The 26,394-nt window shown below is 70.3% G+C and carries 24 protein-coding genes; 7 read left to right on the top strand and 17 right to left on the bottom strand.

Annotated features, from left to right (window positions below; translation table 11 throughout):
• Window positions 1–6 precede the first annotated feature (6 nt).
• From KIK09_RS57050 to KIK09_RS57030, 5 genes are all read right to left on the bottom strand, one after another.
• Window positions 7–2,409, bottom strand: coding sequence for a GcvT family protein (locus KIK09_RS57050; RefSeq protein ID WP_214327948.1), 2,403 nt, complete (start codon window positions 2,407–2,409; stop codon window positions 7–9).
• 217 nt (window positions 2,410–2,626) lie between these two features.
• Window positions 2,627–3,604: an ABC transporter substrate-binding protein gene (locus KIK09_RS57045; RefSeq protein WP_308164887.1), complete on the bottom strand. Its 978-nt coding sequence runs from the start codon at window positions 3,602–3,604 to the stop codon at window positions 2,627–2,629.
• 26 nt (window positions 3,605–3,630) lie between these two features.
• Window positions 3,631–5,628: an ABC transporter permease subunit gene (locus tag KIK09_RS57040; protein ID WP_214327947.1), complete on the bottom strand. Its 1,998-nt coding sequence runs from the start codon at window positions 5,626–5,628 to the stop codon at window positions 3,631–3,633.
• Window positions 5,628–6,686, bottom strand: coding sequence for a quaternary amine ABC transporter ATP-binding protein (locus tag KIK09_RS57035; RefSeq protein ID WP_214327946.1), 1,059 nt, complete (start codon window positions 6,684–6,686; stop codon window positions 5,628–5,630). The genes KIK09_RS57040 and KIK09_RS57035 overlap by 1 nt, the downstream gene beginning before the upstream one ends.
• A 25-nt stretch (window positions 6,687–6,711) precedes the next feature.
• The gene (locus tag KIK09_RS57030; protein WP_214327945.1) at window positions 6,712–8,172 is read right to left on the bottom strand and encodes an aldehyde dehydrogenase family protein; all 1,461 of its coding nucleotides are present in this window, start codon (window positions 8,170–8,172) and stop codon (window positions 6,712–6,714) included.
• A 222-nt stretch (window positions 8,173–8,394) separates the two neighbouring features.
• Between KIK09_RS57030 and purU the strand changes: the two genes are divergently transcribed.
• A complete protein-coding gene (purU, locus tag KIK09_RS57025) occupies window positions 8,395–9,258 on the top strand; it encodes a formyltetrahydrofolate deformylase (protein WP_214327944.1) in 864 nt (287 codons plus the stop codon).
• Window positions 9,259–9,362: 104 nt separating this feature from the next.
• On the opposite strand, the gene betA is transcribed toward purU, so the two are convergent.
• Window positions 9,363–11,000: a choline dehydrogenase gene (gene betA / locus KIK09_RS57020; protein ID WP_214327943.1), complete on the bottom strand. Its 1,638-nt coding sequence runs from the start codon at window positions 10,998–11,000 to the stop codon at window positions 9,363–9,365.
• A gap of 127 nt (window positions 11,001–11,127) precedes the next feature.
• Here betA and KIK09_RS57015 point away from each other — a divergent pair, with 127 nt between their 5' ends.
• On the top strand, window positions 11,128–11,901 hold the full coding sequence (locus KIK09_RS57015) for an IclR family transcriptional regulator (RefSeq protein ID WP_214327942.1): 774 nt from the start codon (window positions 11,128–11,130) through the stop codon (window positions 11,899–11,901).
• Here the strand turns inward: KIK09_RS57015 and KIK09_RS57010 are convergent.
• Genes KIK09_RS57010 through KIK09_RS56985 form a run of 6 tightly spaced genes read right to left on the bottom strand, consistent with a single transcriptional unit; the run spans window position 11,873 to window position 18,472 of the window.
• Entirely contained in the window at window positions 11,873–14,086 is a 2,214-nt protein-coding gene (locus tag KIK09_RS57010) for an FdhF/YdeP family oxidoreductase (protein WP_214327941.1), read from the bottom strand. The two genes, KIK09_RS57015 and KIK09_RS57010, sit on opposite strands and share 29 nt — an antisense overlap.
• Window positions 14,083–15,201: an aromatic ring-hydroxylating oxygenase subunit alpha gene (locus KIK09_RS57005; protein WP_308164886.1), complete on the bottom strand. Its 1,119-nt coding sequence runs from the start codon at window positions 15,199–15,201 to the stop codon at window positions 14,083–14,085. Before KIK09_RS57005 ends, KIK09_RS57010 begins: the two co-directional genes overlap by 4 nt.
• 28 nt (window positions 15,202–15,229) lie before the next feature.
• Window positions 15,230–15,853, bottom strand: coding sequence for an MBL fold metallo-hydrolase (locus KIK09_RS57000; RefSeq protein WP_214327940.1), 624 nt, complete (start codon window positions 15,851–15,853; stop codon window positions 15,230–15,232).
• Window positions 15,853–16,938 carry an S-(hydroxymethyl)mycothiol dehydrogenase gene (locus KIK09_RS56995; protein ID WP_214327939.1) on the bottom strand — a complete coding sequence of 362 codons (1,086 nt, stop codon included), beginning with the start codon at window positions 16,936–16,938 and terminating at the stop codon, window positions 15,853–15,855. The genes KIK09_RS57000 and KIK09_RS56995 overlap by 1 nt, the downstream gene beginning before the upstream one ends.
• Before the next feature lie 14 nt (window positions 16,939–16,952).
• A complete protein-coding gene (locus tag KIK09_RS56990) occupies window positions 16,953–18,125 on the bottom strand; it encodes an NAD(P)/FAD-dependent oxidoreductase (protein WP_214327938.1) in 1,173 nt (390 codons plus the stop codon).
• Window positions 18,122–18,472: a bifunctional 3-phenylpropionate/cinnamic acid dioxygenase ferredoxin subunit gene (locus KIK09_RS56985; protein WP_214327937.1), complete on the bottom strand. Its 351-nt coding sequence runs from the start codon at window positions 18,470–18,472 to the stop codon at window positions 18,122–18,124. Before KIK09_RS56985 ends, KIK09_RS56990 begins: the two co-directional genes overlap by 4 nt.
• Window positions 18,473–18,618: 146 nt before the next feature.
• On the opposite strand from KIK09_RS56985, the gene KIK09_RS56980 reads away from it, so the two are divergent.
• The 3 genes from KIK09_RS56980 (at window position 18,619) to KIK09_RS56970 (ending at window position 21,310) form a co-directional block, all read left to right on the top strand.
• Window positions 18,619–20,316 (top strand): alpha/beta fold hydrolase, encoded by a 1,698-nt coding sequence (locus tag KIK09_RS56980; RefSeq protein WP_214327936.1) that lies wholly within the window; start codon window positions 18,619–18,621, stop codon window positions 20,314–20,316.
• Window positions 20,317–20,321: 5 nt separating this feature from the next.
• Window positions 20,322–20,927: a Pr6Pr family membrane protein gene (locus KIK09_RS56975; RefSeq protein WP_214327935.1), complete on the top strand. Its 606-nt coding sequence runs from the start codon at window positions 20,322–20,324 to the stop codon at window positions 20,925–20,927.
• A gap of 158 nt (window positions 20,928–21,085) precedes the next feature.
• The gene (locus KIK09_RS56970; RefSeq protein ID WP_214327934.1) at window positions 21,086–21,310 is read left to right on the top strand and encodes a hypothetical protein; all 225 of its coding nucleotides are present in this window, start codon (window positions 21,086–21,088) and stop codon (window positions 21,308–21,310) included.
• Window positions 21,311–21,439: 129 nt separating this feature from the next.
• Here KIK09_RS56970 and thyX read toward each other — a convergent pair whose 3' ends face one another.
• Together thyX and KIK09_RS56960 are read right to left on the bottom strand one after the other, a co-directional pair.
• Window positions 21,440–22,162, bottom strand: a complete 723-nt coding sequence (gene thyX, locus KIK09_RS56965; RefSeq protein ID WP_214327933.1) for an FAD-dependent thymidylate synthase — start codon at window positions 22,160–22,162, stop codon at window positions 21,440–21,442.
• Between the two features lie 32 nt (window positions 22,163–22,194).
• Window positions 22,195–22,941: an SDR family oxidoreductase gene (locus KIK09_RS56960; protein WP_214327932.1), complete on the bottom strand. Its 747-nt coding sequence runs from the start codon at window positions 22,939–22,941 to the stop codon at window positions 22,195–22,197.
• Window positions 22,942–23,086: 145 nt separating this feature from the next.
• On the opposite strand from KIK09_RS56960, the gene KIK09_RS56955 reads away from it, so the two are divergent.
• Window positions 23,087–23,863 carry a hypothetical protein gene (locus tag KIK09_RS56955; protein WP_214327931.1) on the top strand — a complete coding sequence of 259 codons (777 nt, stop codon included), beginning with the start codon at window positions 23,087–23,089 and terminating at the stop codon, window positions 23,861–23,863.
• A gap of 55 nt (window positions 23,864–23,918) precedes the next feature.
• Here the strand turns inward: KIK09_RS56955 and KIK09_RS56950 are convergent, their stop codons facing one another.
• Both KIK09_RS56950 and KIK09_RS56945 read right to left on the bottom strand, forming a co-directional pair.
• The gene (locus KIK09_RS56950; RefSeq protein ID WP_214327930.1) at window positions 23,919–24,287 is read right to left on the bottom strand and encodes a nuclear transport factor 2 family protein; all 369 of its coding nucleotides are present in this window, start codon (window positions 24,285–24,287) and stop codon (window positions 23,919–23,921) included.
• A complete protein-coding gene (locus KIK09_RS56945; protein ID WP_214327929.1) occupies window positions 24,284–25,006 on the bottom strand; it encodes a helix-turn-helix transcriptional regulator in 723 nt (240 codons plus the stop codon). The genes KIK09_RS56950 and KIK09_RS56945 overlap by 4 nt, the downstream gene beginning before the upstream one ends.
• A 65-nt stretch (window positions 25,007–25,071) precedes the next feature.
• Here KIK09_RS56945 and KIK09_RS56940 point away from each other — a divergent pair, with 65 nt between their 5' ends.
• Window positions 25,072–25,926, top strand: coding sequence for a PaaX family transcriptional regulator C-terminal domain-containing protein (locus KIK09_RS56940; protein WP_214327928.1), 855 nt, complete (start codon window positions 25,072–25,074; stop codon window positions 25,924–25,926).
• Between the two features lie 3 nt (window positions 25,927–25,929).
• On the opposite strand, the gene KIK09_RS56935 is transcribed toward KIK09_RS56940, so the two are convergent.
• Window positions 25,930–26,394 (bottom strand): hypothetical protein (locus KIK09_RS56935; RefSeq protein WP_214327927.1); only part of this gene is annotated, 465 nt, incomplete at its 5' end.

Here is a 26,394-nt window from a genome sequence, read left to right as displayed (position 1 = left end):
CCTTTCCTAACCGCGCAGCCGCGTCATCGCCGGGTCGAAGAGCGGCTCCTCCGCCACCACGGCCGGGACGCGCTGGTCGAAGTAGCCGATGTGCAGGGCCTGGCCCGGGCTCGCCAGCGAGGCGGGCAGCCAGGCGTAGGCGATGCCGCGTCCGATGGTGTAGCCGTAGGCGGCGCTGGTGACGTAGCCGACGACGCGGTCGCCGTCGTAGACCGGCTCCTTGCCCATGACCACCTCGTCGGTCAGCAGGCAGGTGAGCTTCCTGCTGACCGACTCCTTGCGCTCGAGCAGCGCCCGGCGGCCGACGAAGTCGCCCTTGTCCAGCTTGACGGCGAAGCCGAGGCCCGCCTCGTAGGGGTCGTGCTCGAAGGTCATGTCGACGCCGAAGGAGCGGTAGCCCTTCTCCAGGCGCAGGCTGGTGAAGGCGCCGCGGCCGCCGGCCAGCACGCCGTGCTCCTGGCCCGCGGACCAGAGCGTGTCCCACAGCTTGAGGCCCATGTCGGCGGTGGTGTAGATCTCCCAGCCGAGCTCGCCGACGTAGGACAGCCGCAGCACGGTGACGGGCACGTTGCCGATGAAGCCGCGGGCGCCGCGGAAGTACTTCAGCGCGGTCAGGTCGATGCCGGTCAGCGGCTGGACCAGGTCGCGGGCCTTGGGGCCCCACACGCCCAGGCAGCAGGTGCCCGCGGTGATGTCGCGGATGAACACGTCGGCGGGGCGGTGCCGCTCCAGCCAGTCCAGGTCCAGGTTGCCGTTGGCGCCGACCTGGAAGCGGTCGGGGCCGATCCTGGCCACGGTGACGTCGCTGCGGATGCCGCCGTCGGTGTCGAGCAGCAGGCAGTACGTCACCGAGCCGACCGACTTGTACACGTCGCCGGTGGTGATCCGCTGCAGGAAGGCCTGCGCGCCGGGGCCGCTGATCTCCAGCCGCTTGAGCGCGCTCATGTCGTACAGCGCGACCGACTCGCGGGTGGCCTGCGCCTCGGCCCCGACGATCGGCGACCAGTACTGCGAGGCCCACGGGCCGGGCGTGTGGATGTCGCGCCCGTTCAGCAGCGGCGCGTTGGCGCCGTACCACTGCGGGCGCTCCCAGCCGGAGGCCTCCAGGAAGATGGCGCCCAGGTCCTGCTGGCGCGGGTGGAAGGGGCTCAGCCGCATCGGGCGCGGGTGCTCCATCGGCTGCAGCGGGTGGATGATGTCGTAGACCTCGACGTAGTTCTGGCAGCCGCGGTCGCGCACGTAGTCGGGCGCGACCTGGTGCTGCTCGAACCGGTTGACGTCGCACTCGTGCAGGTCGAACGAGGAGCAGTGGCCGTCGACCAGCCACTCGGCCATCGCCCGGCCGACGCCCGCGGAGTGGGTGACCCAGACGGCCTCGGCCACCCAGAAGCCCTCGACGTCCGGAGACTGGCCCATCAGCGGCTGGTGGTCGGTGGTGAAGGAGAACAGCCCGTTGATGCCGGACTCGACCTCGGACTTCTGCGTGTCGGGCAGCAGCCGCTGGGTCTCGTCCCAGGCCTCGGCGAAGTCGTCGGGGGTGAAGGTGAGCACCGACGGCATCACCTCGGCCTCGTCCACCGACAGGATCTCGTCGGCGGTGATCGGCATCGGCCGGTGGCCGTAGTAGCCGATGCCGAGCGTGTCGTAACGCTCGCGGTAGTACAGGTCGGCGTCCTGGTGCCGGAGGATCGGCCGGGTCGCCTCCTCGGTCTGGCCGACCAGCCCCGGCACCTGCCCGGTCCAGGCGAGCTGGTGGGCCAGCGGGGTGAGCGGCAGCTCCATGCCGACCATGCGGGCCACCTTCGGGCCCCAGATCCCGGCGCAGCACACGACCACCTCGGCGGGGATGTCGCCGTGGTCGGTCACCACCGCGCACACCCTGCCGTCCTGGGTCCTGATGTCGAGCACCTCGTGCCTGGGCAGCACCCGCACGCCGCGCTCCTGCGCCCTGGCGAGCTGGGCGTCGACCGCCTTGACCGCCTTGGCCAGGCCGTCCGTCGGCACGAACAGGCCGCCGAGCACCTTGGCCTCGTCGAGCAGCGAGTGCTTGGCCACGCACTCCTCGGGCGTGAGCAGGTGGGCCTCGAGCCCCCATGCGACCGCCCAGCCGTGCCTGCGGTGGATCTCGGCAAGCCGCTGCGGGCTTGTGGCGACCTCGAGCCCGCCGACCTGCAGGAAGCTGTCGAGCTCGACGAACTTCTCCGCGGTGTAGCGGGCCATCTCGGTCATCGTCTTCGACCCGTTGACCTGGAACACCAGGCCAGGGGCGTGTGAGGAGGAGCCGCCGGTGGCGGGCACATCTCCTTGGTCGACGACGGTCACATCGGTCCATCCGCGGGCGGACAGTTCGTCGGCCAAGGCCGCGCCGACCACGCCCGCGCCGATGATGACCACGCTCGGGCCCGTCATAGCCACCTCCGTTGTTGCGACATGTGCAACCAAACGCGCTTTCCGCAACAAGCGTCGCCCGCCGCATTCCGGGTGTCAAGGGGTGTTCTGTCTTATTCCGTACGGCTTGCGCGGGATTTATCCGGCGTACGGCATTCGTGGGATGTTTCCTTGCCTGAGCACACGTGCGCCCGGCCCGATCGCGGCAGGACGATCGGGCCGGGCGCGGCGAAGGAGGTCAGCCCGTGGGGAGCCAGGCCTTGACCTTGTCGGGGTTGGCGGCGACCCACTTGGCGGCCGCCTCGTCAGCCGTCATCTTGTCCTCGGAGATGTACTTGGCGACCAGGTTCTGGTCGTCGTTGGTCCAGGTGAAGTTCTTGACCAGCGTGTAGGCAGGACTGCCCGAATCGGCGAACTTCTTGCTCACGATCTTGTCCAGCTCGTACGGCGGATAGTCGCAGGCCACCTTGGCCGCGTCGGCGTCGCACCCCTGGGTGTAGGCGGGCAGGTTGACCTTGACCAGCTTGACCTCTGACAGGAACCACTGCGGCTCGTAGAAGTAGCCGATGATCGGCGTCTGTTGCTTCTCCGACTGCCGGAAGGCCTGGATGAGCGCGGTCTCACTGCCCGCGTAGACGACCTTGTAGTCCAGCTTGAGGTTCTTGACCAGGGCCGCGTCGTTGGTGACGAAGGACGGGTCGCCGTCGAGCAACTGGCCCTTGCCCTCGGACTCGGAGGTCTTGAACAGCGAGGCGTACTTGTTGAGGTTCTTCCAGTCGGTGATATCGGGATACTTCTTGGCCATCCACGGCGCCACGTACCAGCCGATGACGCCCTTGTTGCCGGTCGGCCCCGCCGAGACGGCCACCTTCTGGTCGTCGATGTACTTCTTCTTCAGGTCGTCGTGGGCCCAGTTCTCCACGACCGCGTCGACCTCACCGGTGGCGAAGCCCTGCCAGGAGACCTCCTCCTTCAGGTCCTTCTTCACCACCTTGCAGCCGAGGTTCTTCTGCGCGACGAGCGCGATCACCGCGGCGTTGGCCTCGTAGCCCACCCACGGGTTGACCGCGAGATTGAAGGTGCCGCACGCCTTGCCGCCTCCCGCGGCCGGCTGCTGGTTCTCGCCGACCTTCGCTCCGCTGCACGCGCTGAGCAGGAGGCCGCCGCCGGTCACGAGCGCGAGCGCCCTGATCCTGCCGCTTCTCGATATCGCCACTTGGTCCTCCTGTGTTTCCTGTCGAATTACTTGTGCCGAAGCCCTCCGTGGGCGGCGGCGTCAGCCCGCTGTGTGGCGGCGCGCATGACACGGTCGAGCACGATGCCGAGCACGACGATCGCGATCCCGGCGGCCAGCCCCTTTCCGCGGAGCTCGTGCTGGGAGAACCCGGCCACCACGTCGTAGCCGAGCGCCCCTGCCCCTACCAGGCCGCCCACGACGACCATTGAGAGCACGTAGATGAGTCCCTGGCTCGCGGCGAGCGTCACGCCGCTGCGCGCCATGGGCAGTTGCACCTTGGAGATCAGCTGCCAGGTGCCGGCCCCCGCCGAGGTCGCCGCCTCCACCGTGGTGGGCGAGACCCGCCTGATGCCCTCGGCGACCAGCTTGATCGCCACCGGAGCGGCGAAGACCACGGCGGCGATGATCGCGGTGAACCGCGTCGGGCCGAACAGGCCGAGGATGGGCACCAGATACACGAAGGCGGGCATGGTCTGGCCCGCGTCGAGCACGGGACGCAGCATCGTGTCGGCCCGGTCGCTGCGGCCCATCCACACGCCGAGGATCACCCCGAGCACCATCACCAGGATGGTCGCGACCAGCGTGGAGGCCAGCGTCACCATGCTGTCCTGCCAGAGCCCGAGCAGCAGCACCACCAGCAGCCCGATGGCGGTGACCAGCGCGGCGCGCGCGCTGCCCACCAGCAGGGCCACGGCGACGGCCACCAGGCAGACCAGCCACCACGGCGAGTCGGTCAGCAGGGCCTCGAACGGGTTGAGCAGCCCGTTGGTGAGCGCGTTCTTCAGCGCGCTGGTGTAGGTCACCAGGCTGTCCTGCACCCAGGCGCTGGCGGTGTCCGCGGCGCTGCGCACGTAGGAGCCGATGTTGGCCTCGATGGGGAAGTCCGCGGCCCAGACGTAGGTGTAGGACAGGTACGCCAGCACGGCCGCGATCCCGAGCACGCCGGTCACCTCGATGCGGCGCCCGCGGACGGACCTGATCCGGCCCGCGCGGCGCTCGACCTCCACCCGGCGGCTGGCCGCCGAGGTCACCCGGTCCAGCACCACGGCCATGATCACGATCGCCAGGCCGGCGGCGAAGGCGGTGCCGACGTCCAGCGTCTGCAGCGCCTTGAGCACGGTCTTGCCCAGGCCGGGCGCGTCGATCAGCGCCGCGATGGTGGCCATGGACAGCGCGGCCATGATGGTCTGGTTGACCCCGACGATGATCGTCTGTTTGGCCATCGGCAGCTGCACGTGCCGGAGCGCCTGCCCGGGCGTGGCGCCGAGCGAGGTGCCCGCCTCCATCGTCTCCGCCGAGACCTGCCTGATGCCGTGCGAGGTGATGCGGATGGCCGGCGGGACGGCGTAGATCATCGTGGCCACGGTCGCGCTGGCCGGGCCGATGAGGAAGAACAGCGTCAGCGGCGCCAGGTAGACGAACGTCGGCATCGTCTGCATGAAGTCGAGCACCGGCGTGACCAGCCGCAGGAACCGGTCGCTCAGCCCCGCCCAGACTCCGAGCGGGATGCCCACGGCCAGCGACAGCGCGACCGCCGTCAGCGTGAGCGCGAGCGTGTCCATGCTCTCCTGCCACAGGCCGAGCAGCCCGAAGGACAGGAAGCCCGCGGCCGTCAGCAACGCCACCTTCTTGTTGCCGTACAGCAGGGCGACGGCCGTGGCGATCGCCACCACGCCGAGCCAGCCGAGCAGGGGCACGGGGCGGTCGAAGGACGGCTGGCTGATCAGCGACTGGACGAAGGTCACCGCGTCGTCCAGGAAGAGCCGGATGTAGTTGATGAAGTACAGGAAGAACGGGTTGCTGTTGCGGCTGTCGTCGATGACGTCCATGACCTGGTTCAGGTCGCGGTGCAGCGGGGTCAGCTCGGCGCCGCCCAGTTGCTGGGTGTCACGCCCGCCGAACACCGCCCAGCCCACCACCCAGACCGTGACGACCAGGGCCAGCAGCAGCCTGCGGTCGGGCAGCTTGTGCAGCTTGGCGGTGACCGCCGTGACGGCTGCCATCAGTCCTGCCCTCCGGCGATCACTTCGAGGATCTCCGCGCTGGTGACCACGCCGAGCAGCTCGCCGTTCCTGACCACGCGCACCGGACGGTCGGCCGACAGCACGGTGTGCACGGCGTCGCGGATGACCACGTCGGGTCCGAGCACGGGACCGTCGAGCAGCTCGTCGACCTGCGGCGGGCGCATGATCCACGACAGCGTCAGCACGTGCGAGCGCGGCACGTCGCTGACGAAGTTGGCCACGTACTCGTCGGCGGGGGCGCCCACCACCTGGTCGGGCGTGCCGACCTGGACCAGCTCGCCGTCGCGCATGATGAGGATCCGGTCGCCCAGCTTGAGCGCCTCACTCAGGTCGTGGGTGATGAAGATCATCGTCTTGCCCACCTCGTGGTGCAGGCGGATGACCTCGTTCTGCATCTCGCGCCTGATCAGCGGGTCGAGCGCGGAGAACGGCTCGTCGAACAGCAGCACCTCGGGGTCGGCCGCCAGCGCGCGGGCCAGGCCCACGCGCTGCTGCATGCCGCCGGACAGCTGGTCGGGGTAGGAGTTCTCGAAGCCGGTCAGCCCGACCAGCCCGAGCACCTCACGGGCCCGCGCGTAGCGCTCCTTCTTGGAGGTGCCGCGGATCTCCAGCCCGAAGGCCACGTTGTCCAGCACGCACCGGTGCGGCAGCAGGCCGAAGTGCTGGAAGACCATCGCCATCCGGTGCCTGCGCAGCTCGCGCAGCTTGCGGGCGTCGGCCGTGCGGATGTCCTCGCCGTCGAGCACGATCTCGCCCGCAGTGGGCTCGATCAGCCGGGTCAGGCAGCGCACCAGGGTGGACTTGCCCGAGCCCGACAGGCCCATGACGACGAACACCTCGCCCCGCCGTACCGAGAAGGAGACGTCGCGGACCGCGGCGACGCAGCCGGTCTGCTCCTTGAGCTCCTTGCGGCTGAGCGTGCTGCCGACCACTCGGTCGGCTTTCTGGCCGAACACCTTCCACAGCCCTCGGACGTCGAGGATGGGGGGTGCCTCGGTGTTCAGTGGCGTGCTTTCGGTCAGTGACGGGACGGTCATGACCACCTCTTCGTCGTCGGAGCGATCAGTTCTCTGGGAACCACCGCTGTGGGCGCGGGCGGATGTTCTGCCAGACGTGCTTGATCTCGCGGTATTCGTCCAGGCCGGTCGGGCCGAGCTCACGGCCGTTACCGGACTGCTTGAAGCCACCCCACTCGGCCTGCGGCACGTAGGGGTGGTAGTCGTTGATCCACACCGTGCCGTGCCGCAGCCGGCCCGCGACCCGCTGCGCCTTGCCGGCGTCCTGGGTCCAGACCGCGCCGGCCAGGCCGTACTCGGTGTCGTTGGCGAGGCGGACCGCCTCGTCCTCGGTGGTGAAGCGCTCGACCGTCAGCACGGGGCCGAAGGACTCCTCGCGCACCACGCGCATGCCCTGCTTGCACTCATCCAGCACGGTCGGCCGGTAGAAGTGTCCGGGCCCGTCGAGGCGGCGGCCGCCGCAGCGCAGCACAGCCCCCTCGGCGAGACCCGCCGCCACGTACTCCTCGACCTTGGCCAGGTGCGCGGCGGAGATCAGTGGGCCTGTGTCGGCCTGCGGGTCGAAGGGGCCGCCCAGGCGGATCCGCTCGGCCCGCCGTACGACCTCATCGACGAACGCGTCGTGCAGGGAGTCCTCCACCAGCAGGCGCGCGCCGGCCGAGCAGACCTGGCCGGAGTGCAGGAAGACCGCGGTGAGCGCGAAGTCGACGGCCGTGTCGAAGTCGGCGTCGGCGAAGACGATGTTGGGGTTCTTGCCGCCCAGCTCCAGCGCCACCCGCTTCACGGTGGTCGCGGCGGCGGCCATGATGTGCCGCCCGGTGGCCAGGCCGCCGGTGAAGGAGACCATGTCCACGTCCGGGTGCTCGGCCAGCGGGGCGCCGACCTCGGGGCCCGTGCCGAGGACGAGGTTGGCCACCCCGTCCGGCAGTCCGGCCTCGGCCAGCGCGCGCATCAGCAGGATGGCCGTGCTGGGGGTCAGCTCGCTCGGCTTGAGCACGAAGGTGTTGCCCGCGGCGAGCGCGGGGGCGACCTTCCACGTGGTCTGGAGCAGGGGGTAGTTCCACGGCGTGATGAGGCCGCAGACGCCGATCGGCTCGTGCACGATGCGGCTGATCGCGTCGTCGCGGCCGGTGTCGACGACCCGGCCCGCGTCGGTGCCCGCGACTCCGGCGAAGTAGCGCAGGCTGGCCGCGCAGTCGTCGATGTCGTACTCGCTCTCGACCAGGCGCTTGCCGGTGTCGCCCGACTCGGCGCGGGCGAAGGCGTCGCGGTCGCGTTCCAGCAGGTCAGCTACCCTGAACAGGAGGGCGCCGCGCTCACGGGCGGGCGTGGTGGGCCAGGGGCCGCTGTCGAAGGCGTGCCTGGCCGCGGCGATCGCCGCCTCGGTGTCCGCGGCTGTCCCCTCGGCCACGGTGGCCACGAGGCCGCCGTCGGCGGGCGAGTGGATGAGCCGCTGACCACCGGCGAGTGGCTTGGTCCACCCGCCTCCGATGTAGAGCTCGGTCATCGACACACCTTTGATCGTTGCGTATCGCGCAAGGCGCTGCTCAATGAGGAACAGGATTGACTCGTCCTCGAGCGTTCGTCAAGGGTTTGCCGGAATCGCTAGACAAATACATACGTTGTGATGAGGTTTGACCTTCTTGCCCCTTGACGTGGTAGCCCCGTGCCCTCAGGCTGTTGCGTATAAATCTCACTATTGCGTCATACGCAACACCGGGAGGGTGTGATGACTCCACGTCCCGACCCTGGCCGCGAGTTCATCCTCACGATGTCCTGCACCGACAAGCCGGGCATCGTGTACGCGGTCAGCAGCTTCCTCGTCCAGCACAGCGGGAACATGCTGCAGAGCCAGCAGTTCAACGACCGCAAGGGTGGTGGCTTCTTCATGCGGGTGCACTTCGCCGCGCATGACGAGATCGAGCGGCTGCGCGAGGGGTTCACCTACGTCGCCGAGTCCTTCCAGATGAACTGGCAGCTGAAGGACGCCGCCACGCCCACCCGCACGCTGGTCATGGTGTCCAAGTTCGGCCACTGCATGAACGACCTGCTGTTCCGCCGCCAGGTGGGCGCGCTCAACATCGACATCCCCGCGATCGTCTCCAACCATCCCGACCTCGAGGGCCTGGCCGGTTCGTACGGCGTGCCGTACCACCACGTCCCCGTGACGGCCGCCACCAAGGACGAGGCCGAGGCGAGGATCCTGGAACTGGTCGAGGAGTACGACGCGGACCTGGTGGTCCTGGCGCGCTACATGCAGATCCTGTCCGACGACCTGTGCAAGCAGCTGGAGGGGCGGGCCATCAACATCCACCACTCCTTCCTGCCGGGCTTCAAGGGCGCCAAGCCGTACCACCAGGCGCACGAGCGCGGCGTGAAGCTCATCGGGGCGACCGCGCACTACGTCACGGCGGACCTCGACGAGGGGCCCATCATCGAGCAGGACGTGGCCAGGGTGGACCACGAGCTCGACCCCGAGGACCTGGTCGCGGCCGGCAGGGACGTGGAGGCGCAGGTGCTCGCCAGGGCCGTGAAGTGGCACAGCGAGCAGCGCGTCCTGCTCAACGGCAACCGCACCGTGGTGTTCCGCTGACACGCTGACGAACCACCCCGAGCCCCTGTGACTGGGGCTCGGGGTGGTTCGTTTCCGGGGACGACGAAGGGCGGTGGGGGAGGGAGAACCCCACCGCCCTCACGTCATGCCCGGTGCCGGTAGAACTCGGTGGTCTGCGGCGCCAGCGGCGTGTTGCCCAGGATGAGGTCGGCCGCCTTCTCGGCCAGCATCATGACCGGCGCGTAGATGTTGCCGTTCGTCACGTACGGCATGGACGAGGCGTCGACCACGCGCAGCCCGTCGACGCCGTGCACCCGCATCGTGTCCGGGTCGAGCACCGACATCTCGTCCACGCCCATCCTGGCCGTGCAGGAGGGGTGCAGGGCGGTCTCGCCGTCCTCGGCCACCCAGTTCAGGATCTCCTCGTCGGTCTCCACGGACGGGCCCGGCGACAGCTCGCCGGTGCTGTACTCGGCCAGCGCCGGCGACCCGAGGATCTTGCGGGCGACCCGGATGGCCTCCACCCACTCGCGCCTGTCCTGTTCGGTGGACAGGTAGTTGAAGCGCAGCGCGGGATGCTGCCGCGGGTCCTTGCTCTTGATCTTCACCGAGCCGCGGGCGTCGGAGTACATGGGCCCGACGTGCACCTGGTAGCCGTGCCCGCCCGATGGCGCCGAGCCGTCGTAGCGCACGGCCAGGGGCAGGAAGTGGAACATCAGGTTGGGATAGTCGACCTCGTCGTTGCTGCGGACGAAGCCGCCCGCCTCGAAGTGGTTGGTCGCGCCCGGCCCGCTGCGCAGGAACAGCCACTGCGCGCCGATCCAGGGGTGGCGCCACTTCTGCAGGTTCGGCTGCATCGAGACCGGCCGGCTGCAGCCGTGCTGGATGTAGACCTCGAGGTGGTCCTGCAGGTTCTCGCCGACGCCAGGCAGGTCGTGCACGACGTCGACACCGAGCTTGCGCAGCTCGTCGGCGTTGCCGATCCCGGACAGCTGCAGCAGTTGCGGCGAGTTGATGGCGCCGCCGCACAGGATGACCTCGCCCGCGCGGACCCTGCCGCCGTCGAACTCGACGCCGACGGCCCTGTTGCCCTCGAAGATGATCTTCGTGACCAGCGCGCGGGTCTTGACGGTCAGGTTGGGCCGCTTCATCACCGGGTGCAGGTACGCCCTGGCGGCGCTGAGCCTGCGCCCGCGCCGGATGTTGCGGTCGAAGCGGGCGAAGCCCTCCTGCCGGAAGCCGTTCACGTCGTCGGTCAGCGGATAGCCCGCCTGCTGTACCGCCTCGAAGAAGGCGTCGTACAGCGGCGTGCCCGCCGCCCCGCGCTCCAGCACCAGCGGCCCGCCGTGGCCGCGCCACGGGGTGTCGGGATCCGCCAGGCAGTTCTCCATCCGCTTGAAGTACGGCAGGCAGTGCGCGTAGTCCCAGTTCTTCATCCCGGGATCGGCGCCCCAGCGCTCGTAGTCCAGCGGGTTGCCGCGCTGGAAGATCATGCCGTTGATGCTGCTGGAGCCGCCGAGCACCTTGCCGCGAGCGTGATAGATCCGCCTGTCGTGCATGTGGGGCTCGGGCTCTGACTCGTACCGCCAGTCGTAGAGGCGGTTGCCGATGGGGAACGGCAGGGCAGCGGGCATGTGGATGAACACGTCCCACGGATAGTCGGACCGGCCCGCCTCAAGGACGAGGACCCGCGTCGCAGGGTCCGCGGAGAGCCGGTTCGCCAGCGCGCTGCCGGCCGAGCCGCCTCCGACGATGACGAAGTCGTACTTATTTGACGTCATGGTGCCTCGTCTCGCTCGCGCGTTTCGCCAAATCGTAGCGCTATACGCATTGCGTTTCACTACTCGCAACAGGAGATCTTTTGGATGTTAGGTCGACCGAGTTCCCTCTAGCACTTACAGTTTCGCTATGGGCAACGATTCGGGCAGTGGGGGCGTGCAGTCCGTCGATCGGGCGATCAGCGTGCTGGAGATCCTCTCCCGGCGGGGCGAGGCGGGCGTCAGCGAGGTCGCCGCGGAGATCGACGTGCACAAGTCGACCGCGTTCCGCCTGCTCGGCGCGCTCGAGGCGCGCGGTCTGGTCGAGCAGGCCGAGGAGCGCGGCAAGTACCGGCTCGGCTTCGGCATCATCCGCCTGGCCGGCGGGGTCAACACGCAGCTCGACGTCACCCAGCGGGGGCGCCCTACCTGCCAGCGCCTGGCCGAGGAGATGGGCGAGACGATCAACATCGCCGTGCTCCGTTCCAGCTACGTGGTCAACCTGGACCAGGTGCGCGGCCCCTCGGCGGTCACCGCCTACAACTGGGTGGGCCAGATCACGCCGTTGCACGCCACCTCCAGCGGGAAGGTCCTGCTCGCCTACCTGGACGAGCGCCAGCGCGAGCGGGTGCTGTCCGACGGGGTTCTCGAGCCCCTCACGCCCCGCACCGTCACCGACGTCGCCCAGCTGGAAGAGCAGCTGGTCAAGATCAAGCGGACGGGATACGGCTACTGCCTGGAGGAGCTGGAGGAGGGGCTGAACGCCATGGCGGCGCCCATCCGCTCCTACCACGGCGACGTCGTCGCCGCGGTGAGCGCCTCCGGCCCCGCCTACCGCTTCACGGCCGAGCGCATGCACGAGCTCGCTCCGGTCCTGATCGGCGGGGCCGACGAGATCAGCCGTCGCCTCGGGTACGCCGGCTGAGCCGTACCACGATGCTCTTGGAGGTCGGGGTGTTGGAGGTCTCGGCCACCGAGTCGAGCGGTACCAGCACGTTGGTCTCCGGGAAGTAGGCGGCGCAGCAGCCGCGGGCGGTCGGGTAGGCGATGACTCTGAAGCCCTCGGCGGTGCGCTCGCCGTCGGGCCACTCGCTGACCAGGTCCACCATGTCGCCGTCGGCCAGATCGCGTTCGGCCAGGTCGTCGGGGTGGACGAAGACCACCCTGCGGCCGTTCTTGACGCCGCGATAGCGGTCGTCGAGGCCGTAGACGGTCGTGTTGTACTGGTCGTGGCTGCGCACGGTCTGCAGCAGCAGCCGCCCCTGCGGCACCCGCAGGACCTCCAGCCGGTTGACGGTGAAGTTGGCCTTGCCGGTGGCGGTGGGGAAGCGACGCTCGTCCCTGGGCGCGTTGGGCAGCGCGAAGCCGGCCTCGGCGCGGTCGTTGAAGTCCTCGAAGCCGGGGATGACCCGCGCGATGCGGTCGCGGATCGTGGCGTGGTCCCGCTCGAACTCCGCCCACGGCTCCTCGCCGAACAGCTCACGGCCCAGCCTGGCGACGATCGCCACCTCCGACAGCAGGTCCGGCGAGGCGGGCGCGAGCCTGCCGCGCGAGGCGTGCACCAGCCCCATCGAGTCCTCGACCGTGACGAACCCGCCCGGGTCGCGCTCGGTGCGGCCCAGCGTGGGCAGGATGAGCGCCAGCTCGCCGCACACCGCGTGCGAGCGGTTCAGCTTGGTCGACACCTGCACGGTCAGCCTGGTACGGCGTAGCGCCGCCTCGGTGACGTCGCTGTCGGGCGTGGCGCGGACGAAGTTGCCGCCCATGCCGACGAACACCTTCGCCTCACCGTCGCGCATGGCCCGGATGGCCTCGACGGTGTCCAGCCCGTGGCGCCGCGGCGGCTCGAACCCGAACTCGCGGGCCAGCGCGTCCAGGAAGGCGTCCGAGGGCTTCTCGTAGATGCCCATCGTCCGGTCGCCCTGGACGTTGGAGTGGCCGCGCACGGGACACAGGCCCACGTTGCCGCGCAGCAGCTGGAAGTTGACCACCTCGCGGATGGTGGCCACCGAGTTGCGGTGCTGCGTGAGCCCCATGGCCCAGCACACGACGACGGACTTCGCGTTCCTGACGTCGTCGGCCGTCTCCTCCAGCTCCTGCCGGGTCAGACCTGTCGCCTCCAGCACGTCCGCCCAGTCCAGGCCGGTCAGGTGCGCCTTCCACGAGTCGAAGCCGCTGGTGTGGTCGGCGATGAACGCCTCGTCGGCGGTGTCGAGCAGCTGCAGCGACAGCGCCTGGAACAGCGCCATGTCACCGTTGAGCCGGATCTGCAGGAACCTGTCGGCCAGCCCCGTGCCCTTGCCCAGCCCGGAAGGCTTCTGCGGGTTCTTGAAACGCAGCAGGCCCGCCTCGGGCAGCGGGTTGACCGCGATGATGCGGGCGCCGCCGCGCTTGGCCTTCTCCAGCGCCGTGAGCATGCGCGGATGGTTCGTGCCGGGGTTCTGGCCCACCACGAAGATCAGGTCGGCGTGGTGCAGGTCGTCGAGCGACACGGTGCCCTTGCCGATGCCGACCGTCTCGGTGAGCGCGGCGCCGCTGGACTCGTGGCACATGTTGGAGCAGTCGGGCAGGTTGTTGGTGCCGAACCGGCGCACGAGCAGCTGGTAGGCGAAGGCCGCCTCGTTGGAGGTACGGCCTGAGGTGTAGAACACCGCCTGGTCCGGGCCCTCCAGCGCGCGCAGCTCTTCGGCGATGATGCCGAAGGCCTGCGCCCAGCCGATGGGCTCGTAGTGGTCGGCGCCCGCGGGCTTGTACATCGGCTCGGTCAGCCTGCCCTGCTGCCCGAGCCAGTAGTCAGTCATCCCCGCCAGCTCGCTCACCGGATGGGCGGCGAAGAACTCGCGGGTGACGCGCCGGGTGGTGGCCTCCTCGGCCACCGCCTTGGCACCGTTCTCGCAGAACTCGGCAGGGCTGCGGTGCTCGCCCTCCGGCCAGGCGCAGCCCGGGCAGTCGAAGCCGCGCTTCTGGTTGACGCGCAGCAGCGTCAGCGCGGTACGGCCCGCTCCCATCTGCCGGTAGGCGATGCGCATGGCGTTGGTCACCGCGGGCAGGCCGCCCGCCCAGTCCTTGGGCGGGCCGACCGTCAGCCCCTCGTCGTCACCGGCGCTCACCCGACGCGGTCCTGCACCCACTCGTGGAAGGCGCCGATGTGGTGCTCGCTGGGCACCAGCACGCCGCCCTTGGCGTACGTGCGCGAGCCCATCTGGGGCTGGCAGCGCTCGCACGCCTCGAAGTCCTGCTCGTTGACCCGGTGGAACAGCTCGACCGACTTGTCCAGGTCCTTGCCGCTCGCCACGACGCCGGGCAGGTAGAGCCAGTCGCACTCGACCACCGTGCGGTCCACCGCCAGCGGGAACATCCGGTGCACGATCACGTGGTCGGGCACCAGGTTGATGAACACCTGCGGCTTGATGGTGATCGCGTAGTAGCGCCGGTCCTGGTCCTCGCTCACGCCGGGGATGCGGTCGAGCCCCTGCGAGCCGTCGACCGTGAAGCCCTGGATGTCCTGGCCGAACTCGGCGCCGTGGCCCACGAAGTACTGCGCCGCGTAGCCGTCGGCGAACTCCGGCAGCACCTCGGTCAGCTCAGGGTGGATCGTGGCGCAGTGGTAGCACTCCATGAAATTCTCGATGATGAGCTTCCAGTTCGCCTTCACGTCGTAGACGATCCTGCGGCCCACTTCCAGGCCGGCCACATCGTAGTTGTCGATCAGCTCAAGCGAGCCGAGCCGCTCGGTCACGGCGCCGAGCACATCCTCCTCGAAGGAGGGAGGCTCGTCGGCCAGGCACACCCACACGTAGCCGAGCCACTCGCGCACGTGCACCTTCACCAGGCCGTACTCCACCCGGTCCAGGTCTTCCATCTTGGTCAGGTTGGGCGCGGCGATCAGCTTGCCGTCCAGGTCGTAGGTCCAGGCGTGGTACGGGCACTGGAAGGCCCGCTTCACCTCGCCCGACTCCTCCGTGCGCAACGTCGCGCCGCGGTGGCGGCAGACGTTGAAGAACGCGCGCACCGACATGTCGCGCGACCTGGTCACAAGGATGCTCTCGGAGCCGACCTGCACGGTCTTGAACGCGCCAGGCTTGGGCAGGTCGGCCGAGCGCACCGCGCAGAACCACATGGACTCGAAGATGTTCTTCTGCTCCGCGGCGAAGATCTCGGGGTCCACGTAGTAGCGACCCGGGAGGGTCGGGATCACGCTTGACGTGGCGGTGGTGGTGGTCACGGGCAGTACTCCTCTGAAACGGGCCGGGTCAGTGCCCTCGGCGGATCCAGTCCTCGAGCTGCGGAGCCTCGGCTCCGATGCTGGTGTCCTCACCGTGTCCGGTGTGCACCACGGTCTCGCCGGGCAGCGTCAGCAGCGTCCGGCTGATCGACGAGATGATCGTCGGGAAGTCGCTGTAAGACCTGCCCGTCGCGCCGGGGCCGCCGTTGAACAGCGTGTCCCCGGAGAACAGAACGCCCAGCTCCGGCACGTACAGGCATACCGCGCCCGGCGCGTGCCCCGGCGTGTGCAGGACGTGTACGGCGGAGCCGCCCACCCGCAGGAGCTGCCCGTTGGCCAGCCGCCCGCCGGGCGTGGCCGTCTGGTGGGCCAGCTTCCACAGCACGTCGTCGTCGGGATGCAGCAGCACGGGCGCGCCGGTGAGCTCGGACAGCGCGGGCGCGGCGTTGACGTGGTCGTCGTGCGCGTGCGTGCACACGATCGCGGTCACCCGCCGGTCGCCCACGGCCTCGGCGATGGCGGAGGCGTCGTGGGCGGCGTCGATGACCAGGACCTCCTGGTCGTCGCCCACCAGCCACACGTTGTTGTCGACCTCCCACGTCCCGCCGTCCAGGCTGAACGTGCCGGAGGTGACCAGATGTTCGACCCGCATCACAGCACCACCACGGACCGCAGCACCTCGCCGCGGTGCATCTTGGCGAAGGCGTCCTCGACGTCGTCCAGCCCGATGGTCTCGCTGACGAACGCGTCGAGGTCGAACCGTCCCTGCAGGTAGAGGGAGATCAGCATGGGGAAGTCGCGGCTCGGCAGGCAGTCGCCGTACCAGGAGGACTTCAGCGAACCGCCGCGGCCGAACACGTCGAGCAGCGGCAGCTCGAGCGTCATCTCGGGCGTGGGCACGCCGACCAGGACCACGGTCCCGGCCAGGTCGCGGGCGTAGAAGGCCTGCTTGTAGGTCTCGGGACGGCCGACCGCGTCGATCACGACGTCGGCCCCGTTGCCACCGGTCAGCGACCTGATCGCCTCGACCGGGTCGCCGTCCTTGGCGTTGACGGTGTGCGTAGCCCCCAGGCCGCGGGCCCACTCCAGCTTCCTGTCGTCCACGTCGACCGCGATGATCGTGGTCGCGCCGACCAGCCGCGCGCCCGCGATGGCCGCGTTGCCGACGCCGCCGCAGCCGATGACCGCCACCGAGTCGCCCCTGCTGACCCCGCCGGTGTTCACGGCGGCGCCGAGGCCGGCCATCACGCCGCAGCCGAGCAGGCCCGCCGCGGCGGGGGAGGCGGCCGGGTCGACCTTGGTGCACTGGCCCGCGGCCACCAGCGTCTTCTCGGCGAACGCGCCGATGCCCAGCGCGGGGCTGAGCGGCGTGCCGTCGGCCAGCGTCATCTTCTGGGTGGCGTTGTGCGTGGCGAAGCAGTACTGCGGGCGGCCGCGCAGGCAGGCCCGGCACGAGCCGCACACGGCCCGCCAGTTCAGGATCACGAAGTCGCCGGGCGCGACGTCGGTGACGCCCTCGCCGACGGACTCCACCACGCCGGCCGCCTCGTGGCCGAGCAGGAACGGGAAGTCGTCGCTGATGCCGCCCTCGCGGTAGTGCAGGTCGGTGTGGCAGACCCCGCAGGCCTGGACCTTGACCAGCGCCTCGCCGGGTCCCGGGTCCGGGACCAGGATGGTCTCCAGGCTGACCGGCTTGCCCTTGCCGGTCGCGACTACCCCGCGTACTTCATGAGCCATGTTTCACTCCTGTCTCAGGCGACCTGAACCGGCGCCGTCTCGAGCTGTCGCCGCCAGCGGGTGAACAGCCGTACCTGGTTGACCCCGAGGACCGCGACCGGGCGGTCGCCCTGGCGGTAGACCGCGAGGAAGCTGTGCCCTGCCGGGTCGCCCTCCTCCACACTGACCGTGTCCGCGTCCGCGGCGTGCCCGATGAACTGGATCTTCACGTCGAACTGGTCGGACCAGATGTAGCTGGGCCGGCGCGCCTCCGTGCGGGCGGTGCCGCCGGACAGCAGCGTGGCCGCCGCCACCGAGGCCCGCTGCCGGGCTCCCGTCCAGTGCTCGATCCTGTGGTGACTGCCCTGGTTCGGGTCGTACCAGGCGGCGCAGTCACCCACGGCCACGATACCGGGGACCGAGGTGCCTCCCGCCTCGTCGCACAGCACGCCGTCGCCCAGTTCGAGGCCGCTGTCCTGGAGCCAGTCGATGGTGGGCACGGCGCCGATCCCGACGACCACGACGTCCGCGGGCAGGTGGGTGCCGTCGGCCAGCCGTACGCCGTCCACCCGGCCGTCGCCGGTGAGCTCGGTGACGACCGAGCCGGGCAGCAGCCGCACGCCACGCCGGCGGTGCAGCGCGGCCAGCGCCTCGGCCATCGGCACGCCGACGACGCGGGCCAGCGGCGCGGGGCCCGACTCGACCAGCGTGACGTCCAGGCCGAGGTCGCGGGCGGTGGCGGCGACCTCGGCGCCGACGAAGCCGCCGCCGATCACCACCAGCTTCCTGCCCTGCTCCAGGTCGGCGCGCAGGGCGCGGGCGTCGTCGAGGGTGCGCAGCGTGTGGACGCCGGTCAGCTCGCCGGCGCAGGGAAGCCTGCGGGCGGTGGCGCCGGTGGCGATGACGATGCCGTCGGCCTGCACCGAGGTGCCGTCGCTCAGCTCGACGCGGCGCTGCCTGGCGTCCAGGGCCACGGCGGCCACGCCGAGGCGCCATTCCGCGTCCAGCTCCTCGCCCTCGCCCTCCAGGGCCAGATCGGCCTCGGACAGGTCGCCGCGCAGGAAGTCCTTGGACAGCGGCGGGCGGTCGTAGGGGCGGTGCTGCTCGTCGCCGACCAGCACCAGCCGGCCCTGGTAGCCCTGGGCGCGCAGCGCCCTGGCGGTCAGCAGCCCTGCCAGGGAGGCGCCGACGACGCAGACCGTGTTCACGCCTGCCCCTTGACGGTGACGCCCGGCGGCAGGTTGGGTTCCGCATCGGACGGCTTGACGTAGATGACGCCGTCGTCGACCACGACCTCGTGCGTGCGCACGGGGCGCTTGGCCGGCGGCGCGTCCACCTGGCCGGTGCGCAGATCGAAACGCGAGGCGTGCAGCGGGCACTCGATCTCGCACCCTTCCAGCCAGCCGTCGGCAAGCGAGGCGTCCTGGTGGGTACAGGTGTCATCGATGGCGAAGATCTCGCCGTCCTCGGTGTGGAACACCGCGATCGGCGGGTCGGCCTCGACGCGAAGAGCCTCGCCTCGAGGGAGTGACGCCAGTGGGCACGCTGGGATCATCCTCACACCCCGGTTTCGTAAAGAGAAACGTTTAGCGCTATACGCAACAGCCTGGGGGTGGGACGAGGAGATGTCAAGACCGATTTGTGGGACTTACGGCCCCACCGTCTGGCAGAAATAGGTAGACCGGTCTATTATTTCGCCTCATGATGAGCAGACACGCGCTGGTCTTCGGGGCCGGCGGACTGATCGGCAGGCACCTGGTCCTCGCGCTCAGGCAGGCCGGTGTGCGGGTGAGCGCGGCCAGCCGGAGCCCCGAGTCCTACCGGCGGCTCGCCCGGTGGCTCGGGGACCCGGCTCCGGCCGATCTCCGGGTCGACTTCGGCGCGCCGTACTTGATCGAGGGGGACGTGGACGACGTCACCGAGATCTACAACTGCGCGGGCGCCTACCGGTTCGGGATGTCGATGGAGGAGGCCCGGCGGGCCAACGTCGACAGCGTGCGCGCCATCGCCGCGTTCGCCGGTCGGCTGCCCCGGCTGCGGCGGCTGGTGCACGTCTCCGGGTACCGGGTGGGAGGCAAGGAACCCGGGGCCGACCGGGGGCTGGGGCCTTACGAGGCGTCCAAGGTGGAAGGGGACGCGGTGCTGCGGGGGTTCGACATCCCGTGGACCGTCGTCAACCCGGCCACCGTGATCGGCGACGACTCCGACCAGCAGCTGGGGCTGGCCGCCAGCGTGAAGGAGATCTGGCGGGGCACGATGGCGGCCCTGCCGGGGGGCGCGAAGACGTTCGTCCCCGTGGTGTCCGTCGACTACCTCGCGCGGTTCATGACCCTGCTTCCGCTGGACGAGGCCGGCGAGCGGGCCTCGTACTGGCTGCTCGACGACTCCACGCCCGCGCTGCCGGATCTGCTCGCGCTGGTCGGGAGGCACTACCAGGTGAAGGTGCCGCGGCTGCGGGTCCCCGTGCCCGTCGTCAGGCGGCTGCCCCGGTGGGTCACGAAGGCGGAGCCGGAGACCTTCTCCTTCCTGTCCACGGACCGGTATCCCACGGCGACGGCGGACGCCTTCGCCGCGCGCCACGGGCTGGCGATGCCGGACTTCACCGCGGCGACGCTCCGGTGGGCGGATCACCTGGCGGCGCACCGGTTCGGTGACGCCCCGGAAGGCGAGCGGCGGTTCACCACCGTGGCCGGGGTCCGGACCTTCGAGCTCGGCTCGCCCGACGCGCCCACCGTGGTGCTGCCCGGGCTGCCGGTGAACGCCGACACCTGGGCGCCCGTCGTCGAGGCGCTGGGCCAGGCGCGCGCCGCGGACCTTCCCGGGCTGGGGATGAGCGCGGGAGGTCCCGAGGACTGGCCCACCTGGGTGGCCGCGCTCGGCGCCCGGCACCTGGTGGGTCACTCCATCGGCGCGGCCGCCGCCGTGGAGGCCGCGACCGACCAGGCGCTCACGCTCGTGTCGCCGTTCTTCCTGCAGCCGCGAGGCGGAGCCGTGCCCTTCGCACGGTGGCTGCTGCGCCTTGTCCGCCCCGAGGCGCTGGCGCGCCGGCTCACCGGGGACGCAGCGCACGCCCATGCTCTCCGATCGAGCGTCGACGACCTGCGCCGCGGGAAGGTCGCCGCCAACGTCGCCCGCCTGCTGGCCGCCACCCGCAGCGAGCGCCGGCGCGGCAGCCTCCTGGCCAAGCTGTCACGCCACCCTGGCCCCGTGCACATCATCGTGGGAGCCCGGGACCCGCTCACCTCGGCGGTCCGCACGCTGCCGCAGGCCACCGTGACGGTCATCCCCGACGCCGGCCACCACCTCCAGCTGACGCATCCGGCGGAGCTCGCCCAGGCCATCCGCTCCTTCGGCTCTTCCGAACGCCCGGCCGGGGGGAGGCACGCCGTGCGAGGCTGAGCCTCGTGATCTACGTCTTCCGCTCGGTGCTGATCGTGGTCGCGCTGGCCGGCCTCACCTGCACGTGGATCGCGCTCGCCGACCCGCTGCACCCGCTCGTCCTGTTCACCGTGCAGAGCAACCTGATGCTCGTCGGCTACTACGGCCGGCGCGTGGTGAGCAGGCGGCCGCCCTCCGCCGCGGTCAAGGGGGCGGTGACGCTCTACCTCGTGATCACCGGGCTGGTCTGGCACTTCCTGCGGATGCGCGGGGCCAACCCCTTCGACCATCTCGGCGGGCTCGCCCTGGGCAACTTCCTGCTGCACTACGTGACACCGGTCATGGCGGTGATCGACTGGCTGGCATTCGACCGAAGGGCCCGCCCCGGATGGGCGGCCGCGGCGCTGTGGCTGATCTATCCGGTCGCCTATCTGGTCTTCGCCCTCATCAGGGGCGCCCTGCTGCCGCCCGGGGCGTGGAAGCGCTACCCCTACCCCTTTCTCAACGTGGACCACTACGGCTACGGCGGAGTCTCGCTCATCGCGGTGGCGCTGGCCGTCTCCTTCCTGTTTCTGGGGTGTGGCCTGATCGCTCTGCGCCGTCTCGCCGACCGGGCCTGTATCCAGGGGTAACACGCTGTGGTGCGAGCTTCGCTCACCTATGGGAGTGATCGCTTACCGGACAGTTACGATCGGTCATCGACGTGGTCACAGTTGGCCGGATTCCGGCCGCGTGACCGATGGTGGGGGAGTTCACTCGGGGACCCTCCCTGAGAGATGGAAGTGATCAATTGGAGCCATGGCGGTGGCCGCCGGACCGGTACGAGGTACAGATCACCCTTCCGCCGCCTGACTACACCGCGGTCGATCATTACCACTTCGCCGAGTTCGCCTACGCGGCGGTGGAAGGCTTGGCCGGCGGGCAGGCGCTGCAGATCAGAGTGGTGCGCCTCGACGACGGGATGGTCCTGTTCGACGCGCTGGCGCGCATCGCGCTCCCGTTCGAGGAGTGGTAATCCTGACTTTGCGGAACAAAGTGTTCCATTCTAATAACGAGTGCCCGGGACGCAGGCTCGCCGTCGTCAGGACCGCCGACGGCAACCTGCTCGGCCTCCTCCAGGACGTGCCCGGAGCCTGGTAGGCGGCTAGGGGCAGACGCGGCCGCCGGCCTGGAAGGCCGCGTGGGTGAGGGGCATGAGCTCGGCCCAGATCGCCTCCATCCGCTCGGCGACCATCTCGATCTCGCGCTGCGGGAACGAGGGGAAGGCCGAGTCCTCGTGCTTGGTGCGCAGCGACAGGAAGTTCATCAGGGCGCGGGCGTTGCAGGTGGCGTACATCGAGGAGTACAGGCCGACGGGGAGTACCGTGCGCGCCACCTCCCGGGCGATGCCCGCCTCGAGCATCTCCAGGTAGGCCTCGTAGGAGCGGCGGTAGCTGTCCTTGGTGATGTCGGTGACGAGCTTGTGCTGCTCGGCGGAGCCGTCGACGAACTCGTACTTGCCCGGCTTGCCGATCTGGACCAGCTTGCGGTCGGGCGCCGGCACGTAGAACACCGGGTCCAGCTTGCGGTAGCGGCCGCTCTCCTCGTTGTAGCTGAACGTGCGGTGCCGCATGAACTCCCTGAACACGAAGATGGGCGCGCGCACGTAGAAGGTCATCGAGGAATGCTCGAACGGCGTGCCGTGCCGGTCCCGCATGAGGAAGTTGATCAGGCCGCGGGACCCGTCGGGATCGGCCTGGATCTCCTCCAGGGAGCTCTCCCCCTTGGTCGAGACCCTGGCCGCCCACAGCACGTCGGCGTCGGAGGCCGCGTGCTTGATCAGCTCGACGGTCATGTCACTGCGGAACTGGATGTCGCTCTGGCTCACGCCGGTCATCTTAGGAAAGAGGTACGACTGACTCAGCCCGTGGCCTCGAGCCAGTCGTGGAACGTCGGCCCGGCGATGATGGCGCCGGGGCCCGCCAGGAACGCGCCGGCCTTGACCACCTCCGGCTCGGTCGCGGACTCCGTGCCCTCGACACGCTCGGGATCCCCGCGCCGGGCGGCGAGCCTGGTCGCCATGTCGACCAGCTCCTCCTCTCGCGGGCCGGCGATCTCCCAGATCGGCCCCTCGCCCGCCACCTTCCCCGTGGCCAGGTCGGCGAGGGTTCTGGCGACCGCCACGGCGGCCACCGGCTGCGTGCGGGTGTACGGCACGCGGCTCACCTCACCCTGCCTGCCCCACGCCAGCCACTGCCCGGCGAACTCGTGGAACTGCGCGGCCCGCAGCACGCTCACAGGCACCGAACCGGCCAGCGCGATCCGCTCCTGCGCCGCCTTGGCCGCCATGTATCCCGCCGAGAACCGGTCGACCCCGATGATCGACAGCACCACCAGCCGCCGCACCCCGGCCTCGGCCCCCGCTTCCTGCAGATTCCTGGCCGCGGTGGTGAAGAACCGGGTGGCCGACTCCTCGTCGATCCCGTCCGCGTTGGTCACGTCGACCACGGACTCCACCCCTGCCAGCGCCTCGGCCAATCCCTCACCGGTGATCACGTCCACGCCCGCGGAACGCGAGATGGCCACCACCTCGTGCCCCTCGGCCTCCAGCACCCCGACGAGCAGCCGGCCGACCAGCCCGGTCGCCCCCGCTACCGCGATCTTCATCTCTCCACCCCTTCGTCAGCCCTCCAACCACCCTACGATCCGGGTCGATGCGAACCCTTCGAAGGATTTGGAAATGAGAAGATCGCCGGCGTCCGTGGATTACCGTCCCTGCTTGCTGATCAACAGAACGATCTGAGGGGGCAACATGAGAAAGATGCCGGTCTACGTGGGCGCGCTCGCAGTGGCGCTGGCCGGCACGATGGTCACGGCCTCGGTGCCGGTCTCGGCGACGACCGTGACCACGGCAGGCGTGAGCAGCGCCGGCCGTACCACGTGGTTGAACCCGGGCCAGCGGCTCGACGCGGGTGACTCCGTGCGCTCGTCAGGGGGCGAGTACGTCCTGCAGCAGCAGGACGACGGCAACCTCGTGCTCTACCGGGGCACCACGCCGCTGTGGAGCAGCCAGACCGGTGACAGCCCCGGCGCGTTCGCCGTCATGCAGGACGACGGCAACCTGGTCGTCTACCGGGGCAGGACCGCGCTGTGGGCGTCCAACACCGGTGACGCCCCGGGCGCGCGCCTGGCCGTGCAGGACGACGGCAACCTGGTCATCTACTCGGGCAAGACGGCGGTGTGGAGCAGGCACTCCACGATCAGCGTGCTCAAGCCGGGCTACCCGCTGAAGGCGAACCAGTACGTGCGCTCGCACAACGGCGACTACCAGCTGGTCATGCAGGACGACGGCAACCTCGTGCTCTACAGGGCGAGCAGGCCGCTGTGGAGCTCGCGGACGGGCGGCAAGACCGGCGCGTTCGCCATCATGCAGAAGGACGGCAACCTGGTCGTCTACCTGGGCACGACGCCGCTGTGGGACTCGGGCACCGGCAAGAACCCGGGCGCCCGGCTCGAGGTCCAGGACGACGGCAACGTCGTGATCTACGACGGCACCGACCCGCTCTGGTCCACCAAGACGGGACGGTAACCCGCCACGACCACCCCTGGCGCGCTCCCCGGGCGCCAGGGGTTCCGCACGACCGCTAGAGCAGGCGGGTGCCCGTGACGGTCCAGACCTCGGCGATGCGGTCGCCCTCGAGGCGCAGGACGTCGATGCCGCCCTTGGTGACCTGGGCGCCGTCCTGCCCGGTGAAGGTGGCCAGCCAGTGGCAGGAGAGGTGCCCCTCGTCGAGGAACGGGCCGACGCTGGTGCGGTAGGTGAGGTCGGGGCCGAGCGAGCCGCGGACCTGGCCGATCCACTCCGTCAGGCCGTGCCGGTCGGTGACGGAGTCGGGGTCGCCGACGGGGGCGGCGGCGTGGGAGTGGACGGTGAGCTTGTCGGCGATGACGTGCTCCGCCAGGGAGTAGTCGCCGTTCCAGAGGTTGGTCCAGTCGTTCCAGAGCTGCTTCATGCCCCGAGCTTCGGCCCGCCGCCCGACAACGCCATGTGCGTGATTGGGATCACATCGTGGCCGAGGGCGTCGAACTCGGCGAGGTCGATCTCGCGCCGGGGCACGGTCTCGTCGGTGACGGTGACGCGCTCGATGCGGTCGAGCCGGAATCCGCGGACGGCCCCGCGCAGGCGGCACCAGCCCAGCAGGTACCAGTGGCTGCCACCGAGGAAGGCGAGCGGCTCGACCAGGCGTTCCGAGGCGGCGCCCGCGCGGTCGGCGTAGGAGATCCGCAGCACCCGCCGCGCGGTCAGGGCCTGCTGGATGGCGCGGGGGACGGCCGCGACGTCTGCCTTGATGAAGCCGATCCGGCCGGCCAGGTCGTGGGTGGCGGCGATCTCGCGCTCGGGCATGACGGCCAGCAGCTTGTGCAGGGCCGAGCGGGCCGTCTCCGCGAACGGGGTGGCGGCCAGGGCCTGGAGCCCGGCCGCGACGGCGACCGCCTCGTTCGGGGTGATGTTCAGCGGCGGCAGGGTGTGACGGGGGTCGAGGACGTAGCCGCCGCTGCGGCCGGGCTTGACGTAGATCGGGGTGCCCGCCTGCTGCAGGGCGCTGACGTCACGCTCGATGGTGCGCGGGCTGACCTCGAAGCGGGCGGCGAGCCAGCGGGAACTGCGCGGCCTGGGGGCGACGGCGCGCAGCTCCTCCACCACGGCATACAAGCGATCGGTCCGATTCATATGCACGTGTATATCGTTTCCTGAGCTATCGTGCTGGGAACGATCGATGGGGAGGCTCGCCGTACATGAGTGCCGAGCAGGTGCAGGTGCCCACGCGGATGCTGGTCGAGGCGCTGGTGCGGCCCGACATGACCGTGGACGGCGCTGAGCTGTACGCCACGGGCAACCTGCTGGGGATGAGCGACCAGCAGGTACGGCTGTGTATCAAGCGGCTGGCCGCCGAGGGGCGGTTCGTGCAGGAGGGCAGGGGCCGCAAGGCGATCCTGCGGGCGAGCGGCACCACCGAGCACGACCTGGGCCTGGACGTCGAGTTCGTCAACCACGCCTTCCGGCAGGACGCGGGGCTCGCGCCCTGGGACGGCGCCTGGCACCTGGTGGCCTTCGCCGTGCCCGAGAGCGCCCGCACCGGGCGCGACGCGCTGCGCGCCGAGCTCACCCGCCTGGGCGGCGCCGCCGTCCAGGGCGGCCTGTACGTCAGCGCCAACCCGTGGGAGCCCTACGTCGAGGACCACGCCCGCCGGCTGGGCGTCGCCGAGCACCTCACGTTCCTGACCAGCAGAGACCTGCGACAGGGCGGTCATACCGAGCCCGCGGTGCTCGCCGCACGCCTGTGGCCGCTGGCCGAGATCGCGGGGCGCTACCAGCGGCTCGCCGAGGTCGCCAGGCCCCGCCTGCAGCTCCTGCGCGACCAGGCCGACCTGCCAGAGCCGCGGCGCCTGACGATCGCGATCGAGCTGGCCGCCGAGTTCACCCGCGCCATGGAGCCCGACCCGCTCCTGCCGCGGGAACTGCTCCCGCGGCCCTGGCCGGGCACCCAGGCCCGCGCGCTGGTCGCCGAGTGCCTGTCGCTCCTGGCCCGGGGCGAGGAGGACATCCGCCTCTTCCGCCTCTACCGCGACCTCGTCGTTGCCGCTCACTGACGGCTACATGTGTCGAGTTATCCGCTCGGCCACGATCGACACCAGTACGCACGGTACGGCCAGCACCACCAGAGCCGCCGCCGACCAGGCCGAGGCGGGATGCCCGGCGGGGACCGGGCGGCCACTCCAGATCAGCAGCAGATGGGTGAGCGCCACCCCCAGGCCCACGATCAGGCCGGCGAGCGGCGCCCAGCGCCGGGCGCAGATCCCGGCGCCGGTGGCGGCGGTGAGTACCGCGACCAGCGAGATGCCGGCGGCCTCCACGTGCAGGTCCAGCCAGCCCACCCCGGCGGCCAGCGGCACGGCCACCGCCGGCCACCACAGCCGCCGGGCCGCCCAGGCCACCACCAGCCAGGCGTAGCCGATCACCCAGCGGGCCCTGGGCGCCCCCGGCGGCACGTGCGCGCGTTCCGCCCAGGCGGCGCGCAGCCACTCCCGTCCGGCGTTCATGCCGGCCTCGGCCTGGGG

This window comes from Nonomuraea sediminis, from assembly GCF_018531495.1.
GTDB lineage: Bacteria > Actinomycetota > Actinomycetes > Streptosporangiales > Streptosporangiaceae > Nonomuraea > Nonomuraea sediminis.
Note: the sequence above shows the minus strand (reverse complement) of the source record. Positions and strands in the feature narration are given on the sequence as shown.